The sequence below is a fragment of the Pseudomonas sp. D1-36 genome, assembly GCF_051132205.1.
Classification (GTDB): Bacteria; Pseudomonadota; Gammaproteobacteria; order Pseudomonadales; family Pseudomonadaceae; genus Aquipseudomonas.
Genome location: NZ_CP071674.1, coordinates 2,497,806 through 2,516,655, shown reverse-complemented (window position 1 = coordinate 2,516,655; position 18,850 = coordinate 2,497,806). Strand labels below are relative to the sequence as shown.

Below are 18,850 nucleotides of genomic sequence, written 5' to 3'. Positions count from 1 at the left end.
TCACCCAATTACAAGAGAGAAATGAATCATGAGTGACACGCCAAAACGCCGCCTGCGCAGCGAGCAATGGTTCAACGACCCGGCCCACGCGGACATGACCGCGCTGTATGTCGAACGCTACATGAACTACGGGATGACCCGCGAAGAGTTGCAATCGGGCCGGCCGATCATTGGCATCGCCCAGACCGGCAGCGACCTGACACCCTGCAACCGCCATCACTTGGAACTGGCGCAACGGGTCAAGGCCGGGATCCGCGACGCCGGTGGCATTCCGATGGAATTCCCGGTGCACCCCATCGCCGAACAGTCGCGTCGCCCAACGGCGGCCCTGGACCGAAACCTGGCGTATCTGGGCCTGGTGGAAATCCTCCACGGCTATCCCCTGGACGGCGTTGTGCTCACCACCGGTTGCGACAAGACCACCCCCGCCTGCCTGATGGCGGCAGCCACCACCGACCTGCCGTCCATCGTGCTGTCCGGCGGGCCGATGCTCGACGGTCGTCACAAGGGCGAGCTGATCGGCTCCGGCACAGTGCTGTGGCACGCTCGCAACCTGATGGCCGCTGGCGAGATCAACTACGAAGGTTTCATGGAAATGACCACGGCGGCCTCGCCCTCCGTGGGCCACTGCAACACCATGGGCACCGCCCTGTCGATGAACGCGCTGGCCGAAGCCCTGGGCATGTCGTTACCCGGTTGCGCAAGCATTCCGGCGCCGTACCGCGAGCGCGGGCAGATGGCCTACGCCACTGGCAAGCGCATCTGCGAACTGGTGCGCCAGGACGTGCGCCCTTCCCAGATCATGACGCGTGAAGCCTTCGAAAACGCCATCGCCGTCGCCTCGGCACTCGGCGCATCGAGCAACTGCCCGCCGCACCTGATCGCCATCGCCCGGCACATGGGCGTCGAGTTGAGCCTGGACGACTGGCAAAAAATCGGCGAGGACGTGCCGCTGTTGGTCAACTGCATGCCCGCTGGCAAATACCTGGGCGAAGGCTTCCACCGCGCGGGCGGCGTGCCGGCAGTCATGCACGAATTGCAAAAGGCCGGCCGCCTGCATGAGAACTGCGCCACGGTCAGCGGCAAGACCATCGGCGAGATCGTCAGCGGCAGCCTGACCTGCGACGCCGACGTCATCCACCCCTTCGACACCCCACTCAAGCACCGCGCCGGTTTCATCGTACTCAGCGGAAACTTTTTCGACAGCGCGATCATGAAGATGTCGGTGGTGGGCGAAGCGTTCCGCAAGACTTACCTGTCCGAACCCGGCGCCGAGAACAGCTTCGAAGCGCGGGCCATCGTATTTGAGGGGCCGGAGGACTACCACGCACGCATCGACGACCCGGCGCTGGACATCGACGAGCGCTGCATCCTGGTCATCCGCGGCGCTGGCACCGTGGGCTATCCCGGCAGCGCCGAGGTGGTGAACATGGCTCCGCCCGCCGCGCTGATCAAGCGCGGCATTGACTCCCTGCCGTGCCTGGGCGATGGTCGCCAGAGCGGCACCTCGGCGAGCCCGTCGATCCTCAACATGTCCCCGGAAGCGGCCGTTGGCGGCGGCCTGGCGCTGCTACAGACCAATGACCGGCTGAAAGTCGACCTGAACACCCGCACCGTGAACCTGCTGGTGGACGACGCCGAGATGGAGCGGCGCCGCCGCGCCTGGACGCCGAACTTCCCGCCGTCGCAAACGCCTTGGCAGGAACTGTACCGGCAACTGGTCGGCCAGCTTTCCACGGGAGGTTGCCTGGAGCCGGCCACGTTGCACCTGAGGGTGATCGCCCGCAGTGGTGAGCCTCGACATTCACACTGACTCGGCGCCACCCACCGCTTCCAGTGGCGAGCGAGCTTGCTCCCTCGCCATGGGGGGCTCACAGATTACCGAGCATCTCCCACAACGAAGCCCCCACCCCGGTAATGCTCTCCCCGGCAATCAACCCCGCCGCCGCCGTGATGGCGAAGCGTTCGGTGAGGCTCGGCCAGCGGCAGCTCACCAGCCAGGTCAGCACGGCGCCAAGGGCCATCATCAACGACACCGAGGCCGGCAGGACAAACGCCAGGCCCAGGGCAGCCGTGCTGGGCAGGTAGCGGGCGCGATGGGCCGGCAGCAGGCTGTCGAGGATGCCCAGCAGCAAACCGACGGCGCCGCCGATGAAGATCGCCCAGCGGATGCTCACCGACAACGAGTCCAAGCCATGGGTCAGGGTTTGCGCCACGGCCTTCCAGGTGGCGACGGCCGGGGCCGGCCATTCTTCGGTGAGCAGCATGGTTTGCGGGTCGGGGATCAACGCCAGGTAAGCGAGCACGCCGACGATGCTGCCGATGAAAATCCCCAGCGTCTGGGCCAGCAGTTGCTTGCGCGGCGTCGCGCCGATCGCCCGGCCGACCTTGAAATCATTCATCAGGTCCGTGCATTGCCCCGCCGAACCGCCGGCGGTGTTGGCGCTCATCAAGTTGATCGGCACCTGCCCCGGTGCAACGATGCCGAAGCTCAGCTGGGACAGTTGCCCAATGGCGCCAATGGGCGGAATTCCGGTGGCGCCGACCACCCGGGCTGCCACCGCCGCCAGGCAAATGGCCAAGGGAATCGTCAGCAACGCCATCCAGGGATTGATGCCGAACAACATGGCTTGCAAGCTGACCACCAAGACGATTGCCAGCAGAAATCCAACGGCGGGCCCGGCCTTGGGCACCGCCCAGGACGCCGCGCCACTGGCCTTGGTTGAGCGGTGCAGCGACCACAAGCGGATCGCCAGGGAAGCCAGGGTCGCGCAAACCATCAGGCTCACGCCCGGCCACAGCAGCCATTCCACTAGCACGGCGAATTGCGGGCCGCTGCTGCCGGGCGGCAAGTGCACGAGGCCATTTTCCAACAGCCACGGCGCCAACCCACCCCACGCCAACAGCGCGCCGAGCAACAGGGTCAGGCCGACACGGATGCCGATGATGCCGCCAAATCCCACCAGCAATAGCGACGGATCCGCGGTAAATGTCAGCCGCTCCAGTTGGGCGCTCGGCGACCAACGCGGGATGGCCCAGACGAAGGTATCGACCCACTTGGCGAACCCGGACAGCACGGCTGCGCCGAGCAGCACCTTGAGGCGCGTCGCGGCTTCGTGGCCGTGATTGTAGATATGCAACAAGGTCTCCAGGGTCGCCATGCCCTCGGGAAACCTCAGCGCCTTGTCGTTGAGCAACGAGGGCCGCAGGTACCAGGCAATCCAGATACCCAGGAAACTCACCGAAAATACCCACGCGACCATGGGCAACGCGTCGAGTTGCTGGCCGGTCAGCAAGGTGTACGCCGGGATCGGCGCCACCAGCCCGCCGGAAATGATCGATGCCGCGGCCGACGCCACGGTCTGGTTGATGTTGCTCTCGTGGAGCGTCCAGGGCAGCCGGCCGGACGATCGCTTGGCCAGGCCCTGCCAGATGCCGTAGCCAACCAGCAAGGCGATGATCGACATGTTGAACGACCAGCCGATCTTCAATCCTGCATAGACATTGGAGGGCGTCAGCAAAATACCCAGCACGATCCCGGTGATTACCGCGCGTGGGCTGAACTCGCGCTCTACGGGGCGCACGTGGGAGGTCGAGGTTGGATCCATGCGAATTCCTTATCGGCAGAAAACAGCGCGTTCACCCGGGGCGACGACCTAACAAGTGAGCGTTGTATTGACGGAAGGTTCACCGGCGCGTCCTGGCGTCCGCGTGATAGAGCGGTCGCCCGGAAGATGCGTAGCTGCGCTCAAGCAACACCCTCACCCAGCCGATAACCTGGATGACGAAGGCCCTCAGGCCTCGCCAGGCTCTGCTGGCTGCATAGGGTGATGATCAATGGCTTCGCTGGTTAACCGCTTACTGATGTGTGGCGCCCTGATGCTCCTGGTTGCAGGTGGATCGGCGTTGGCCATCGCGGCTGAGCCGCCACTGCGCATCGTCACCGAGGAGTTGCCGCCCTACAACATGACGCAGGACGGCCGGGTGACCGGCATGAGCACCGAAGTGGTCGAGGCTGTGCTCAAGGAGATCGGCGTCGAAGCGTCGATCCAGCCCATGCCTTGGGCGCGGGCCTATGAACTGGCGCTCAATGAAAGCAATGTGTTGATCTATTCCATCGTGCGCACCCCGGCACGCGAATCGCTGTTCCAGTGGATCGGCGCCATCGCCCCGACCCAGTGGTATATCTATTCACTGGCCGAGCGGCCGGTGAAACTCGACTCCCTGGCCGATGCCCATGGGCACCAGATCGCTACCGTCAATCAGGATGTGGGCGAGCAGTTTCTCGTCTCGAAGGGCTTCCGCATCGGCGAAGAACTTCAGTCCAGCACCAAATATGAACACAATTACCGCAAGCTCAAGGTCGACCACGTGGAGCTGTGGATTTCCAACGAGCTCAATGCGCTGTACCTGACCCGTCAGAACGGCGAAGACCCGGACAAAGTATTGATCAAGTCGCTGGCGCTGCCCGAACTGAGCAGTGCCGACGGCCTGAGTATGGCGTTCAGCCGCAACACGCCGCCGCAGACCGTCGAAAAATTCCGCGCAGGCCTGCAAGCCATACGTCGCAACGGCGTCTACGATGCCATCGCGCGCAAGTGGTTATGAGATGGACAGCCATCTCACACCCCCACCCTCTCAACGGGCACAGGCCAAGACCCTCAGCTCCCTGGGTCGGCGCCTGGTCCTGGCGACCCTGCTGTTCTGCCTGTTTTTCACAGTGGCGATGGTCACCTGGCGCACCTGGCTGGCCTGGGAAAGCAACCTGACGGACATGAATGCCGAGCTGGGGCTGATCGACCAGGTTTTCCGCGACACCTTGGCTCATGCGATCTGGGAGATGGACCGCGACTCCCTGGACAAACAGCTTGCCAGCGTCGCCAAGGCCGCGCCGGTCGGACGCGTGGCGCTGAATGTCCTGCGGCCCGGCCGGTCGCCGGAAATCATCGAGCTCAATCGCTACACCACCGGTAACGAAGGGGTAGCACCGGTATTGCACCGCGAGCTCATCGCGCAGCCTTATCTCGGCGCCCACGAAAAAGTCGGCGAGCTCATCATCGAAGGCGATAACCAACTGCTGTGGCAGCGCCTGTGGGGCGAAGCGCGCAGCATCGTCATCACCCAGATCATCCAATCCATGCTGCTGGCGGGCCTGGTCATGACCATGTTCAACCGCCTGGTGACGGTCCACGTGGTGCATATCGCCCGGCACCTGGGCGAGCTCGAGCCACAAACACTCAAGCACCACCTCAAGCTGCAGCGTTCGGTGGATCGCCAGGACGAGTTGAGCTTGCTCGAATCCCAGGTCAATGAACTCCAGGACAATCTCCACGCCCACCTGGAGCGCCAGCGTTCGGACGAGCTGGCGATCGCCGCCAGCCGCGACCAACTGGTCGAGCTGGTCGAGGCGCGCACCGCTGAGCTCAAGGCCGCCAACCAGGCCCTCGAAGCCTTGTCCCGTCACGACGCCTTGACGGGCCTGGCCAACCGTCGCCATTTCGACGAGCTGAAGGAAGTCGAGTTTCGCCGCGCCATGCGCCACAAGACGCCGCTTGCGGTGCTGATGTGCGACGTCGATTTCTTCAAGATCTACAACGATACCTATGGCCATATGAACGGCGACCAATGCCTGCAACAGATCGCTGAAACCCTGCGCGAGGTCTTCGGCCGCTCTGGCGAGCTGACCGCACGGGTCGGTGGCGAGGAATTTGTCGTCCTGCTGCCCAATATCGACGCAGGGCAGGCCTGGGAGGCGGCCCAACGCTTGCGTGGCGCCCTGGCCGAACGCCAACTGCCCCACAGCGGCTCATCGATCTCCCCATTCGTCACCCTGAGCATCGGCGTCGCCGAGCTGGACCCCGAGGCCATGGATCATTTCGACCAATTGATGCAACGCGCCGACCAGGCGCTGTACCGGGCCAAGCACCAGGGCCGCAACTGCGCGTCCCTCTAATCATCGCCAAAACCGAGGTCTGTATGCGCCACTCATTGATGCTCTGTTCATGGGTATTCCTGGCCTTGAACAGCCTTCAAAGCCAGGCCGAAACCATCGAGGTCGTGACCGAGGACTCGTTGTATGCCTATCTGCGCGACGAGAAATTGGTCGGCCCCGGTATCCATATCGCCGCCGATACCTTGAAGCAGGCCGACCTCGACGATTTCCACATGGCCCTCTACCCCTGGGCGCGGGCCTATGAAATGGCGCTGCGCGAGCCCAACGTGCTGATCTTCCCGCTGGATCGCACCCCGGCCCGTGAACAGCTGTTCAAGTGGGTCGGTGAAATCCATCGCTCCACCAGCCGGCTCTACAAGCTGCGCGACACGGCCTCCATCGCCATTGGCACCCTGGAAGAGGCCAAGCAGTACAGCATCGGCGTGGTACGAAATGACGCCAAGCAGGTTTATCTGCAAGGTCGTGGCTTCAGCCGACTGGTCGTTTCAGCGAATAACCACGATAACTTCCAGAAACTGTTGAACCGTCAGGTCCAGCTGGTGCCGATGCCGGAGAACACCGCGCGCCTGATGAGCCAGGATGCCCGGATTGACTTCAATCTGCTGGAGGAGGTCTACGCGCTGGATGAGCAGCCCCATCGGGTTTACCTGGCGTTCAGCCTGAGCACACCCGACGAGACGGTCGCCAAGGCACAACGCGCTTTCGAACAGCTCAAGGCTTCGGGTGAAGTGGAGCGGATCATGAAGGAAAAGCGCTGACGGGCGGCACCGGTCAGCGACGTTGAACTCTCCCATCGAAGGCACCGTCTAGCCCATAAAGGCAAAGATTTGAAGGTTCTTCGATGAGCACGTTCAACGCACTCCCGGATTCAATCCAGACCTTGTTGCTGGAACGCAACGATTGGGTACCCAACAACCCACGCCTGCCGGTGATCATTTACCGTGATGCGGTCGCGACCCATACCGACGATCTGGCCGCCCGCCTGGAGCAGACTTTCCACGCCAACGGCTGGCCACCGCAATGGCGTTACGGGATCTACGACTTTCACCACTATCACACTGAAGGCCACGAAGTGCTCGGTGTTGCCAGCGGCAAGGCTCGCTTGATGATCGGTGGCCCCAACGGCCAAGTCATCGACGTCAAGGCCGGTGATGCGCTGCTTCTCCCCGCCGGCACCGGGCATTGCAACCTGGGCTCCAGCGAGGACTTCCTGGTGGTCGGCGCGTATCCACCCGGCCAGCAGGCCGACATCTGCCGCGAAGCGCCGAGCGAGGCGCAACTGGCAAACATCGAAGGGTTGCCGTTTCCGGATCGGGATCCGGTGCAGGGTGCCAACGGCGGCGTCAGCCGGTTTTGGACGGACCAACGCTGACATCTGGCCGAACATGTGAGCGGTCAGCGGCCGTATACCTGGCGCAACTGCTCCTGAGTCAACGCGTCTTCGAACGGCACCGGCACTGATTTCACCGCGCCGTAGAGGTTGCGGTAGCGCCAGTAATTCCCATTGTTGGCCAACTGATAACCGCGCTCGACTACACGCTGCCCATCAAGCACATAGCGCAGGGTTTCCTGGGCCGCTTCCGGCGGCGCCGGCAACATCAGGTCGGCAGCCAGCACACGCATCGACTCATCGATACATTCGTCGAGCGCCGTCGTCACTTGCGCCAGGTCCAGCGAGCCGTCGTCGACACAACGCTTGCCGCAACGCCGGATCGGCTGGCTGGAGACTTCAATGCGCATGCGATACAACGCCGAACCGGCGATGTCCTGGACCTGCACCTGATTGATCAATACGAAGCTGCCACGATCAGGCGTCAGCATCAGCTTGGGCTCGATCACCAGGCGGGCACTGATATCTCCCGCGCCCTGCTTGAGACCCGCTGCCAGCGAAGCCTGCTGGAAACGCTGTTGCAGGCGCTCCTGCAACGGCACGCCGGCAAGCAGGTCCGCCAACGGCCTGGACTCCTTCGCGGCGGTTTGTTCGGCATCGCGTTGCAAGCTACCGCTGCCCATCTGGGTATTGATCAGGCTGGCAACCAGCAAACCGGCAAGCCCAGCAGCGTTGCCGGAACTGGCGACCAGGTTATGACTCGACGAAGCAGCCTTCTGTGCGGCCTCGGCGTCCACCACGGTACTGGCGCCGACAAACGCCTGGGGCAGTTGCAGGTCAACCTTCACCCCGTGGGTCTGGACATAGGACACCGCGTCCAGCGTTTTGAAACCGGCCGGCGGGGCTGGCTTCTGCGCGCAACCCGCCACTATCAGCAAGGCCACCGAGCCGAGCGCTATCAATCCGCGCTTCATTGCTCGAACGGTGTGATCATTTGCTGGCGACTCGTGTCCATCGCCTGGTAAAAGGCGTTGGTCAGATTGGTGTAGTTCGGTTCGTCCCACTCGCCCTGGGCTGCCTGCACAACGGAGAAAGGCTTGAACCACAGGAGCCGGTTGTTGGCCAGATCGACCACCATGCCCTGCCCGCCCACCTGCGCCATCGGGACGCTGGTCGGCACGATGCTGTAATAGCTGCGGGTAGCGCCCGTTCCCATCACGTTCACCAGCAGCAGGCGATCGACACCGTAGGTGGCCTTGATCGGCGTCAGGTCACGGGTGGTGTAGCCTTCGCGGAAACTGACTTCCTTGTATTTAGTCAGGTCCACCGGCTCGTTGATGCGCTTGGCCTTGTAACCCTTGGCCTGCAATTTGGCCACGATGGCGTCCGGCAAGGTGTTGAGGTCGCGTACTTGCCATTTTTCAACGTTATCGCTGAGCTTGCTGTTGACGCCTTTATTGATGGCCAGGTCCAGCAACCCCTGATTGCCGGTCAGCGCCAGCACCGGCTCCGGCACCACGTTGATCGCCACGCCAATGGTCGGCTCCTTGGCGTCCCAGAATTGATGGTCCAGCGGTACCGGCGGTTGAACGTGGGCGCAACCGGTGAGGGTCAGGCAGGCAAGAACGGTCAGTGTCGCGAGGGTGCGAAGCGTACGAAAAGACATGTATCAAGTCCCTATGATTAAAATCGATGCTGCTCATATCGGCAGCTGCGGCAATAACAATAGTGGCATATTGATATTTATCTTTCCAATCTTCCTCACAGATCAAAGACTTCGACTGCCTCAGATCATCGGCGAACTGCTCACCACCCGCAACGCCAGCCCCTCGAACGCGTCCAAGGTAATGGTGAACTCGCCTTCCGACGTGAGATCCCCTTCGACTCGCTCATTGATGATGTCCACCACCGGTCCCGGCGCGATATCTGGCAGATGGAGGGTTTCAGTGATGGGCGTCGAGCCGAAATTCAGCGCGGTGATCTGCGTGCCTTTGCCGGCCGGCAGTTCATGGACCATGATCAGCAACCCTGGATGCTCAACGTCCGGAATCAATATCTGGCGACTCGCGGCGATGTCGTAGGCCCGGCGCGCGGCCAGGATTCTGCGCAGTTGCGAGGCGAACGAATCCGGATCCTTCAATTGGCTCGGCAGGCTGCCATACAACGTCCTGGCGCGGGGCATTTGCCCGGCAGACATCGGCGCTTGCGGGTTGAGGTCTACAAGGTCGTAGGCGCCGCGATGGATCCAGCGCGTGTCGCCGTCGCGCATCAAATGCTCGACCTGCTCCGCCGGCAACGGCAATGCCCCCACCAGATCCCAGCCTGACAAGGCGAACACGCCCGGCTGCATGGCGTTGAACATCACCAGCAGTAGATGCACCTGGCGAATCTGCTGGATATCGGCGGCGGTGATGGCATCGAGGTCGCGGATGCCCAGCGCGGCGGTGATGATGCTGGCCGTGGTGCAGGACACGCCGTTGGTCACGAACCTCAAGTTGTAAGGCGCATGTTCACCGGACAGGCGCTCATACATCTGCTCGCGAATGTGCTCGCGCAAGATGTTGCCGGGAAACGTCTGGCCTTGGTAGAGGTAGGTGTCATGGGCGTGCAGCGTCCAGAAGTGCACCAACTCAAGGGTCAATTCGTCGTGGTTTTGCAGCGCGTGGATCAGCGACCCCGGATCGATGCCAAAGGCGTGCATCTGGCGCAGCATCAAGCGCAGGAATTCGGTATCGCCCATCAGCAAGGCATGCTGGTAGGCCGGTCGCGTGATGAAGTCATAGGACAGGTCCGCCCCGCCGTGGGACATGGCGGCGATGTCATCCAACGTCAGGTTCAATTCCTGGAAACTGAAACCCCCTGCCTTGCGAATCGCACCGCCGAGCAGCTGGTTACCGGTGATCGACAGCGGGTGGCTCTCGGACCATGCAGTGCCATCGAGCTTGCGCTCGACGCCCAGGAAACCGTTGGCGTCCAGGCGCAGGATCTTCGCCCCCATGCAATCGATGGCGTGCAGCGCATCGCCAATGATCATCTGTTGCGCGGCAAAGCTTGGATCAAGCCAGTTCAGCGACGGCTGCCCTTCCTTGAAGTAATGCAGGTAGACCCAACGCCGCGGCTTGCCATCCACACCCATGACGACGGGGGTTGCGCTCCAGTCGGTTTCCTTGACGCCGGGTTCGAAGAAGATCACCCGCTGCAACTGGCCGACGATGTAGTGCTTGTCGCGCAGGGCGTCCACCTGCTGCGCGGTGAGATTCTGCGCGTCGCGCCCCTCCTCGACTTCAGGCAACAGCGGCCAGTCTTCCTCGCGGATCTCCACCATGTGGTAGAGGCCTGGATAGTCGTCGTAGGCCATCTCCGCCAGGCGGAAATCCGCGCCCTTGCCGGTGTGGGACGGGATGACGTCGTCGATGACCACGGCATTGTGGGCAGCGGCCATGCGTGTCAATGCCTGCAACTGGGCCTCGGTGCCCAGTTCCGGGTCGATGTCGAAGCTGATGCGGTCGAAGTTGCCGTCGATCGTCGGCGTAAATTCAGTGCCGTGCAGGCCTCCGGACCTTTTCAAGGGGCCGTTGTGGATGCCCTGGATGCCGATCTTCGACAGCGCATGCCACAAGGTTTCATCCCCCAGCGCTTCGAGCACCGTGCCATCTTCCCGGGTGACGATGGAGGCCGGGTACGCGGTGAACCAAACGGAGGATAGCGCGCAGGCGTCACGGGGCCGGGTGTGTGCGAAGGGCTGTTGCCACAGGCGCCCTTGTCCCGAGTAAAGCTTGGCCCGCTGCCTTGCCGCCTTGAGCATCGATTGCTCCACCAGCCAGTCGACATGGTTTTTCTCAGCCATCGTCATGAAAACAATCACCCGTCATAAGGAAATCGGCCCGGCGCCTGGTATCCAAGGCGCCGCTTATGACTCATATGAGGCCATGGCCTGGCAATCGTTGCATTGGGACGGTTCGCGAGATGGCAAACCCGCCAAAACCGTGGAGAGGGAGCAACTTCCCTTGCCACATAGGTGTACTCAGCACTCAGTCGTCGTTGAACAGCGCTCCTTCGTCTCTCTCCCCCGGCGGACCAGGTCTTTGCAAGGTGGCGCAATTCGAACCATCGCCCTGCCCATCGAGTCGGGCCCTGACGAATGCGAAGGCATCTTCCAGCGAACCGTGCAACACCCCGTCATGCCCCAGGCCTTCATAGGTGCGCCAAGTGACGGGGTTGCCGGCGGCGCACAACGCCGCCGCGACCGCGTACTGCCGCTCTGGCGTGATCGTCTGATCTGCCTGGCCGGTGGCGATGAACAACGCAAACGCAATCGAAGCCTGCGGCATGTCGGTGGACGGGATGCGCGCTGCGTTCAATGCCTCGGGGGTGATTGTCAACAGCTCTGCAAACGAACCGATCCGCAACGCCTTGGATTTGAGCGCAATGTCACGGGTACAGCCCTGCCGGGCGACGTCCAGCAATTGGAGGCCCTTGGCGGTCAGGATGGTTTCGATTGGCGGTCCGTCTTCGCGCAGGCCACCGGACGCCAGGACCAGGAACACGGTGTTGGATTGGCGTGGCGGCAGCGCAATGGGGCCTTGGGGAAACGTGCTGTTCGGCGCCGTGAGTATCGCCCCCAGGATAGGCAGTTCGGGTGCGTAGGTTGTTGCAAGTATCGCCGCGCCCAACGCCGCCCCGCCGCCCTGGGATTGCCCGGCGAGGAACGTGCGAGGGGCGATCAGCCCTGGTCTGATGGCGCGGGCAGCGCGAATCGAGTCGAGAACGGAACGTCCCTCGGCTTGCCAGAATGTATAGGGATGCGGCCCCAGCCCGCCCAGTCCTTGGTAGTCAGTCACGACCACCGCGAACCCTCGCGCCAGCCAACGATTGATGTACGCCGCGTCACGGTCGCGCAGCCCGGTCCAGGAGGGCGCGCACGCATCGGCGATCCCCAGCGTACCGTGGGCCCAGGCCAGCAGCGGCCAGCCTTCGGCGGGGGGATTGCCCGCAGGCAGGTATAACGCGCCGCTGACCGGAACGAGGCCGGAATGCCAGCGTTCGTCAACCGAACTGTAGAGCAGGCGTATCGCCTGCGCGGCGGCAGGCATTAGTGCCTGCACTGGCATGCGCTCGTTTCGCAGCAGCGTACCCGGCGATTCGGGCATTGCCTCAGGCCAGCGATAAAACGCCGACAACTGCACATCCCCGGCAACGGGCCCGACAGGCAGCGTACCGGCGGCCATGCCAACGGATGCCGCGACGCAGGCCCATGCAAAGGCGGCGATTCGGAAAACATTCATGGGAGGTTCGCCTGATTGGAAAGCGCCTTGCGCAACGCGTTGCCCTGAGCAGCGAGTACGTTGCGCGCGATGGGCGCCACTTCGTTGAAACGGATAAAACCGTGGGTCATGTTCGCCAGGACTTGCAGGCTCGTCACCACACCTGCGTCCTTCAAGCGCTGCGCCAACCCTCGGTTTTCGTCCAGCAGTGGGTCCAGCTCGCCAATGACCAATCGCGTCGGCGGCAGGTCCGTCAGGTCAGCCGTGATTGGCTGTACCCGCCAGTCGTCCTCATCATTGGCCAGATAGCTGGCCCAATAGGCGCTCATGGTTTCGACCGACAGATTCTGCCCTGCGTATCCGCCCAACCGTTGCCACGAGTTGGAGGTCATGTCCCGCGAGTAGCTGCCGTAGAACAGCAACAACTGGCGCAGCGCATCGATCCCCGCGTCACGCAACGCAATGGCCGCGCCCAGGGCCAGGTTCGCGCCCGCCGAATCGCCGCCCAGGGCATAGCCGCGCACCGGGCAGTCGGTGATTGCCCCGAGCTTGATGACACGGCTGACGATCGCTACCACCTCGTTGAACGCCACGGGAAAGCGATGCTCCGGCGACAACGCGTAGTCGATGGAGAGCACCGCCAGGCCACTGTTGCGAACCAACTGACGCAGCGGCGCGTCCCAGCCGGCCAGCGAACCATGGCGAAATCCGCCGCCATGGCAGTAGAACATCAAGCAAGGCGTCTCATCGCCCTCCGGCCAATAAAGCTTGCAGGGAACCGTTCGGCCGTTGACGCAAAAGCCCAGCGTGCGCTCGTAGCTCAGGGGCACGCTGCGGTGCGCCGCCCACGCATCGATCCGCTCCAACTGGCCCCGGACGCTCTGCACATCGCCCTGGACAATCGGAAGCAGGCCCTGTTGGCGCAGCGACGTCGCCACCGCGAGCAAGTCGGGATGAACCGGCGGGCGTGAGTCCGGCGACGGGTTTTCGCTACGACTCATGGCCACACCTGCGTGCCGGCGGGTCGTCGTCCGTCCGCGATAACGCAATGGCTGGGCGGACTGCGCCCTTGCAGGACGGCCACCGCGCACTGGGCGGCAACCAGGTTGGTGCGATTGAGCCCCTCGACCGTGGAGGCCCCGACGTGGGGCGTCACGACCACGTTCGGCAGTTGGATCAATCGTTCGGTCACAGGTAAAAGCGTGGGGTCAGACTCGCTTTCGAAGACATCGAGCCCCGCCCCTGCCAACCGGTTCTCCCGCAGCGCGCAGAGCAGATCCGCATCGCGCACCAACCCGCCCCTCGCGGTGTTGATCAACACCGAGGACCCCTTCATCAGTCTCAATGCGTGCTCGTCGATCAACCCTTGGGTTTGAGGATTGAGAGGCGCATGAAGGGTGACGAAATCGCTTTCCTCGAGCAGCGTTTCCAGACCAACGAATTTACCGTGGGCGATACCGTCGAGCTGTGTTTTGTGAGGATCAGGGGTAAAAATCAACGGTGTAACTTCAAACCCGGACAAGCGCTGCAGAACGCCCCGGCCGATCCGCCCCATCCCGACGACGCCCACCGTCTTGCGGTACAAATCGCCGCCCAGGGGGATCGACCAATCCCCTGCGGACAATCCCGATTGGCAGCGTTTGAGTTGGCGGCACACAGCGAGCATCAATGCCACGGTGTGGTCGGCGACGCTTGCGTCGTTGCCGCCGATCGCTATGGTCGCGACCTTCCCCGCCGCTTCCACCGCCGCCGTATCAACCCGTTCGTAACCCACACCGCGACGGGCGATGACCTGCAAGCGCGGGAGCGAGCCCAACAGGCTGGACGTGATAGTCGCGTGCCCGACGATCCAGCCATCAGCGTCCTTCAAGATGTCGGTCAGTTGCTGTTCACTCAGGTCGCCGTCCGCTTGCCCGGGCGCCAGGTCGGCGACGACTACATCACAGCCGCGGCTCTTCAGGAAGTCGGTCGCCATGGCATCGAAGAATCGCTGCGTGACCACTATTTTATGACGAAGTGTAGACATCTCGAGCCTCTCGATAGAGCGGTTGAACTTCTAAAATGCGTAGTCCAGATAGACCCGCGCTTCCGAACCGCTCACCACGTTATCGGGTTGAGCGGAAACCAGTGCGACGAAGTCCTGATTAATCCGGTAGTTGATATAAATCAGGCCCACGGAAAGTCCTGCGTATTCTTTTTCGTCAAAGCGATAGTAGAGGCGATATTCATTTTGTCGCTCGGTCACGTCGGTGCGTCGACCGCTGAACGGGTCGGTCGCATCAAACTCACCTTGTTTATAAATAGTCATGACCTTGAAACCATCCAGCGAAGCGCCCAATAAAGAATGCCCGCCCAAGTCGTATTCGGCGCCAATCTGCCAGGTTCGCTCACCGTCGTTATTGAAATCATTGCCGGAGCGTGTCCAGGCATCCATCCGGCCGTCAACATTATCGCCGTGGTCGAAGTAGGCATAACCCAGTTGCCCGTTGCTCAACTTTGCCTGGGTCTCGGAAAAAGAAAGACCCAGGCGAAGTTTATCGAGCAATAAACCCAGGTTGATATTCAACCATGTCGCGTCATCATCGTAAGCCGCCTCACCCGCCTCCCAGTCACGCTCCCAGATTCGCCCGGCTTTCTGGAACTCATAATATTGGGTGTCCAATACCACACCGGCTTTGTCGCCCAGCGGCGCTTTTAATGTCAGCCCATAACGGGTGTTTTCATTGAAGTCCCGCGCCACCCCGTGGGCGTAACCCAGCTCGACAGCTTTCAAGTCGTAATTGATGCCGTAGGTATACAGATCCTTGATTTCCTCGCCCGTCTGGCTCAGCAGGTGCTCGAAGTCTTCCCTGTCCCGAGGCGAGGTGCGGTTGATATAGGCGGTTTCGAACCCCAACGTGCCAGGAAGCGGACCGATTCCCATCTCGGTGAAGTTCAAATGGGCGCGGCCTCCCTGGTAGGAGCCGGGCACGATCCGAGTGTCCAGCGTGACCAACGTTCCGGCGTCGAACCGCCCCCGACCTACTTGGGAATCGGCATTCCAGCCGTTGCCCTCGTAACGCAACTTGAAATAACTCTGTCCAACTTTGGCAAAGCCCCCGTTGGTGCCGTCAGTATCATCGAACAGGTCCCGGCCATTGTCTTTTGAATCGATCATTGCCACGCCATACAAAGAGGCATCAATCCCTACAACCCCGGCCCAATAACTGGAGTTGTAATCCAGGATCGCACCGACGCCTGTGCCACCCAGCTCGGCACCGTCCGGAAAACCGCCAAAGCGATCTTCGATCAAATCGTTGGCGATACGCGTATTGATATAGACCGAACGAAGATAAGCATTCAACTTCCCTTCATGCTGGAACCTGTCAGGATCACTGATGGTTGCCGAAAGGCAAACTTCAGACATTAACAATGTCGACAGGAACGTCATAGCGACGGCGTTAATCGATTTCATCGACCACCTCTCTATTATTTTTATTTTGACGTGAGCAGACGCGAACTGGCGTCCTTTGAACTTCGGCGCAGCGAACTAATTAATTAATAAATCGCCCGGGTAATAACTGCCGTTACAATCAGGACAACGCTGCTGCCGATCGCCCAGAGCAGGCAATAGCGTTGCATGTCGCCCATGTCGCGCTTGATGATTCCACTGATGAGATAGACCGCTGCAACCAATGGGCTCAATGCATGCACCGGCTGCCCCAGCACCGACGCGCGAGCGATATGCATCGGGTCGATGCCATATTCGGCAGCCGCGGCCCCCAGCACCGGTAAGATGCCGAAGAAAAACGCGTCATTGGACAGCAGGAAATTGAGCGGCAAGGCCACCAGCGCAGTAATGATGCTGAAGTATTGGCCACCGCCGTCGGGAATCAGCTGGACGATCTTCCCTGACATGGCATCAACCATCCCGGTGCCGGACAAGATGCCGGTGAACGCACCTGAGGCAAATATCAGCGCGATGACCATCAGCACACTTTCCGAGTGAGCCGCGACTCTAGCCTTCTGCTCCGCCAAGCGTGGATAGTTGATCAGCAGCGCCAGGGAAAAACCCACCATCATCAGCAACGGCAAGGGTGCCAGCCCTGTGGCCATGGAGTACATGAGCCCCGCGGTAAGCACCAGGTTGACCCAGAAGAGTTTCGGCCGATGGGTTTCGGCGTGTACGGTCGGCAAAGCGACCTCCTGCGGTGCGGCGTCCTGGGTGCCGGGCGTCCATCCCAAGCGGCGCCGCTCCTTGCGGCCTATCCAGAACGCCACGGCAAACGCATAGGCAAGCCCCACCAGCATCGCCGGCACCAGCCCCAGGAACATTTCTGCCACATCAAGGTGAAGGGCGCTGGCGGCGCGGGCGATCGGTCCTCCCCAAGGGATGAGATTGACCACGGTATTCGTCAGCAAAAGCATCAATGCCAGGATCAGCGGGTTCATCCCCAGCCGCAGGTAAAGCGGCAGGAACGCCGTCGTGACGATCAGCACAGTCGTTGCGCCATCGCCGTCGAAGGAGATGACGGTGGCCAGCAATGCAGTGCCCAGTACGACTTTAAGAGGATCATTTCCTACATGGCGCAGGATTTTCCTCACGGCGGGTTCGAAGAGCCCGGCGTCGAACATGATCGCGAAATACAGGATTGCAAACATCAGCATCAACGCGGTGGGCGCAACTTGCTTGACGCCGTTCATCACCATCGCGCCCAGTTCCGGTCCTGCCCCACTGGCCAGCCCGAAGGCAACCGGAATAAGGATGAGTGCCGTCACAGCAGAAAGTCGTTTGCTTATGATCAAGGCCATAAACGTGACGACCATTGCGAAACCTAACCAAGCCATGCGTTTCACCTTTTCGTTTTTATTGTTATCGATGCATCAAAAAATCAATGTGAACAACTCTTGCGCAGCCGAAATCTACATAGGGGCTGAAACGCTGTAAATCTTGATTTTTTTCGTCAACATCCCGGCTTAATCGGGCCTATCCCGCCATCATTCGTCTAAAAAACACGTGTTGAAATTTATCCGCCAATACACATTGACGACCTGACTGCATATCTAATAAACATGTACGACTTCCAATCACCCGAGTGGGCCCGTCATGCCAGAACAAGAAGGCCTTTACCTCTCGGCAGACGAGGCAGCCGCCCTGCTCCGGATCAGCCTGCCGACGTTGTACGCCTACGTCAGTCGCAAGAATATCCGCTCCATCAAAATCGCCGGGACGCCCAAGCGTCGCTATTGGGCAGAGGATATTCAGCGGCTGGTGAAAGTGCCGGCGGCGGAGAAACCCGTGGCGAAGCGCTCATCGCCCTCGGACAGTGCGATTACGCTGATCACCGACGATGGGCTGTTTTATCGTGGCCATGACGTCGTCGAGCTCGCGGACCGGGCCACCGTCGAAGAGGTGGCCGAGTTGATCTGGCAGGTGCCTTCGGCGTTCGGCGATTCGCTGCCTCGCACCCCGAAGGACAGCGCCAAGCTGTTGCAGATTTACGAGCACATGTCTGCCCAGGAAAAAGCCATCGCGCTTTTCCCCTTGGTTCAGCGAGAGAATCCCAAAGCGTTCGACCTTTCCCCGGACAGCTACGCCCGTACAGGCGCCGATGTCGTGAGGTGGTTTGCCGCGTTGGTCGTGGGGACGACCGAACCGAGTACGCAACCCCTGCATGAGTTCATCACCCAGTCGTGCGGCGCCCCGCCGGCCCACGCCGATCTGATCCGGCGCCTGTTGATCCTCAGTATCGACCATGAGCTGGATCACACCACCCACAGCGTCCGCGTCGCCGCCACCACCGGCGCCACTCCGTACTACGCGGTCATCGCTGCACTCGCCGCCGCACGGGGCCATAAAATCGCCTATGGCAGGAATGAAGCCGCCAGTCGGATGATCGAAGAGATTTGTACCGCCGTGGACCCTACGCGACCGATCTTGCAGCGCTACAACCAGGACGGACACATTGTCGGGTTCGGTCCCAATGTCCACTCGATCAACGACCCGCGTGCCAGCAATCTTTTGGCGGCGCTCACGGCTGCCTTTGATGGCGACAGTGAGTTCATCAAGCTGCAAAAAGCCTTCTCGGTGGCCTCGGAGCTCGTGGCGTACCCACCGGAATTCATTCTCATGGTGAGCTTCATCGGCAGGAAACTGGGATTGCGCGGGCAGGAAATTTCATTGGGAGGCGTAGGTCGATCCATCGGCTGGATCGCCCACGCCAGCGAGCAATACAACCAACACCACGAGGGCCGCCCTCGCGCTCGCTACACCGGGACGCTGCCAACGGCGACCGATACCGGACGCCGCTGATTGGGGCATTC

15 protein-coding genes are annotated in these 18,850 nt (G+C 61.5%); 6 read left to right on the top strand and 9 right to left on the bottom strand.

The genetic code is table 11. The features are described from left to right. Positions 1-28 precede the first annotated feature (28 nt). Positions 29-1,813 (top strand): IlvD/Edd family dehydratase, encoded by a 1,785-nt coding sequence (locus tag J3P76_RS11380; RefSeq protein WP_434559209.1) that lies wholly within the window; start codon positions 29-31, stop codon positions 1,811-1,813. Positions 1,814-1,871: 58 nt separating this feature from the next. Here J3P76_RS11380 and J3P76_RS11375 read toward each other — a convergent pair whose 3' ends face one another. Further along, positions 1,872-3,608 carry an OPT family oligopeptide transporter gene (locus J3P76_RS11375; RefSeq protein ID WP_434606085.1) on the bottom strand — a complete coding sequence of 579 codons (1,737 nt, stop codon included), beginning with the start codon at positions 3,606-3,608 and terminating at the stop codon, positions 1,872-1,874. A gap of 229 nt (positions 3,609-3,837) precedes the next feature. Here J3P76_RS11375 and J3P76_RS11370 point away from each other — a divergent pair, with 229 nt between their 5' ends. The 4 genes from J3P76_RS11370 to J3P76_RS11355 all read left to right on the top strand — a co-directional run bounded on the left by J3P76_RS11370 (position 3,838) and on the right by J3P76_RS11355 (position 7,325). Continuing rightward, entirely contained in the window at positions 3,838-4,608 is a 771-nt protein-coding gene (locus tag J3P76_RS11370) for a substrate-binding periplasmic protein (protein WP_434701957.1), read from the top strand. A gap of 1 nt (position 4,609) precedes the next feature. After that, on the top strand, positions 4,610-5,953 hold the full coding sequence (locus tag J3P76_RS11365) for a GGDEF domain-containing protein (RefSeq protein WP_434676572.1): 1,344 nt from the start codon (positions 4,610-4,612) through the stop codon (positions 5,951-5,953). A gap of 23 nt (positions 5,954-5,976) precedes the next feature. Then, entirely contained in the window at positions 5,977-6,711 is a 735-nt protein-coding gene (locus J3P76_RS11360; RefSeq protein ID WP_434647786.1) for a substrate-binding periplasmic protein, read from the top strand. Between the two features lie 83 nt (positions 6,712-6,794). Next, positions 6,795-7,325 (top strand): cupin domain-containing protein, encoded by a 531-nt coding sequence (locus J3P76_RS11355; protein WP_434647789.1) that lies wholly within the window; start codon positions 6,795-6,797, stop codon positions 7,323-7,325. A gap of 23 nt (positions 7,326-7,348) precedes the next feature. Here the strand turns inward: J3P76_RS11355 and J3P76_RS11350 are convergent, their stop codons facing one another. The 8 genes from J3P76_RS11350 to J3P76_RS11315 form a co-directional block, all read right to left on the bottom strand. Then, on the bottom strand, positions 7,349-8,257 hold the full coding sequence (locus J3P76_RS11350) for a hypothetical protein (RefSeq protein ID WP_434627443.1): 909 nt from the start codon (positions 8,255-8,257) through the stop codon (positions 7,349-7,351). After that, entirely contained in the window at positions 8,254-8,949 is a 696-nt protein-coding gene (locus J3P76_RS11345; protein ID WP_434701956.1) for a hypothetical protein, read from the bottom strand. Before J3P76_RS11345 ends, J3P76_RS11350 begins: the two co-directional genes overlap by 4 nt. A gap of 120 nt (positions 8,950-9,069) precedes the next feature. Further along, positions 9,070-11,136 carry a maltose alpha-D-glucosyltransferase gene (gene treS / locus J3P76_RS11340; protein WP_434647797.1) on the bottom strand — a complete coding sequence of 689 codons (2,067 nt, stop codon included), beginning with the start codon at positions 11,134-11,136 and terminating at the stop codon, positions 9,070-9,072. A 178-nt stretch (positions 11,137-11,314) separates the two neighbouring features. Beyond that, complete coding sequence (locus tag J3P76_RS11335) at positions 11,315-12,568, bottom strand: lipase family protein (RefSeq protein WP_434701955.1); 1,254 nt, start codon at positions 12,566-12,568, stop codon at positions 11,315-11,317. Then, positions 12,565-13,548 (bottom strand): alpha/beta hydrolase fold domain-containing protein, encoded by a 984-nt coding sequence (locus tag J3P76_RS11330; protein ID WP_434701954.1) that lies wholly within the window; start codon positions 13,546-13,548, stop codon positions 12,565-12,567. The genes J3P76_RS11335 and J3P76_RS11330 overlap by 4 nt, the downstream gene beginning before the upstream one ends. Further along, a complete protein-coding gene (locus J3P76_RS11325; RefSeq protein ID WP_434701953.1) occupies positions 13,545-14,573 on the bottom strand; it encodes a phosphoglycerate dehydrogenase in 1,029 nt (342 codons plus the stop codon). The genes J3P76_RS11330 and J3P76_RS11325 overlap by 4 nt, the downstream gene beginning before the upstream one ends. A 30-nt stretch (positions 14,574-14,603) precedes the next feature. Beyond that, entirely contained in the window at positions 14,604-16,001 is a 1,398-nt protein-coding gene (locus J3P76_RS11320) for an OprD family outer membrane porin (protein WP_434701952.1), read from the bottom strand. A gap of 83 nt (positions 16,002-16,084) precedes the next feature. After that, positions 16,085-17,374, bottom strand: coding sequence for a CitMHS family transporter (locus J3P76_RS11315; protein WP_420763683.1), 1,290 nt, complete (start codon positions 17,372-17,374; stop codon positions 16,085-16,087). Between the two features lie 259 nt (positions 17,375-17,633). On the opposite strand from J3P76_RS11315, the gene J3P76_RS11310 reads away from it, so the two are divergent. Then, the gene (locus J3P76_RS11310; protein ID WP_434701951.1) at positions 17,634-18,839 is read left to right on the top strand and encodes a citrate synthase; all 1,206 of its coding nucleotides are present in this window, start codon (positions 17,634-17,636) and stop codon (positions 18,837-18,839) included. Positions 18,840-18,850 lie beyond the last annotated feature (11 nt).

What these genes read in the sequence shown, in the direction of transcription:
- J3P76_RS11380 (WP_434559209.1), top strand. Translation starts at nt 29, where the DNA reads ATGAGTGACACGCCAAAACGCCGCCTGCGCAGCGAGCAATGGTTCAAC.
- J3P76_RS11375 (WP_434606085.1), bottom strand. Translation starts at nt 3,608, where the DNA reads ATGGATCCAACCTCGACCTCCCACGTGCGCCCCGTAGAGCGCGAGTTC.
- J3P76_RS11370 (WP_434701957.1), top strand. Translation starts at nt 3,838, where the DNA reads ATGGCTTCGCTGGTTAACCGCTTACTGATGTGTGGCGCCCTGATGCTC.
- J3P76_RS11365 (WP_434676572.1), top strand. Translation starts at nt 4,610, where the DNA reads ATGGACAGCCATCTCACACCCCCACCCTCTCAACGGGCACAGGCCAAG.
- J3P76_RS11360 (WP_434647786.1), top strand. Translation starts at nt 5,977, where the DNA reads ATGCGCCACTCATTGATGCTCTGTTCATGGGTATTCCTGGCCTTGAAC.
- J3P76_RS11355 (WP_434647789.1), top strand. Translation starts at nt 6,795, where the DNA reads ATGAGCACGTTCAACGCACTCCCGGATTCAATCCAGACCTTGTTGCTG.
- J3P76_RS11350 (WP_434627443.1), bottom strand. Translation starts at nt 8,257, where the DNA reads ATGAAGCGCGGATTGATAGCGCTCGGCTCGGTGGCCTTGCTGATAGTG.
- J3P76_RS11345 (WP_434701956.1), bottom strand. Translation starts at nt 8,949, where the DNA reads ATGTCTTTTCGTACGCTTCGCACCCTCGCGACACTGACCGTTCTTGCC.
- treS (WP_434647797.1), bottom strand. Translation starts at nt 11,136, where the DNA reads ATGACGATGGCTGAGAAAAACCATGTCGACTGGCTGGTGGAGCAATCG.
- J3P76_RS11335 (WP_434701955.1), bottom strand. Translation starts at nt 12,568, where the DNA reads ATGAATGTTTTCCGAATCGCCGCCTTTGCATGGGCCTGCGTCGCGGCA.
- J3P76_RS11330 (WP_434701954.1), bottom strand. Translation starts at nt 13,548, where the DNA reads ATGAGTCGTAGCGAAAACCCGTCGCCGGACTCACGCCCGCCGGTTCAT.
- J3P76_RS11325 (WP_434701953.1), bottom strand. Translation starts at nt 14,573, where the DNA reads ATGTCTACACTTCGTCATAAAATAGTGGTCACGCAGCGATTCTTCGAT.
- J3P76_RS11320 (WP_434701952.1), bottom strand. Translation starts at nt 16,001, where the DNA reads ATGAAATCGATTAACGCCGTCGCTATGACGTTCCTGTCGACATTGTTA.
- J3P76_RS11315 (WP_420763683.1), bottom strand. Translation starts at nt 17,374, where the DNA reads ATGGCTTGGTTAGGTTTCGCAATGGTCGTCACGTTTATGGCCTTGATC.
- J3P76_RS11310 (WP_434701951.1), top strand. Translation starts at nt 17,634, where the DNA reads ATGCCAGAACAAGAAGGCCTTTACCTCTCGGCAGACGAGGCAGCCGCC.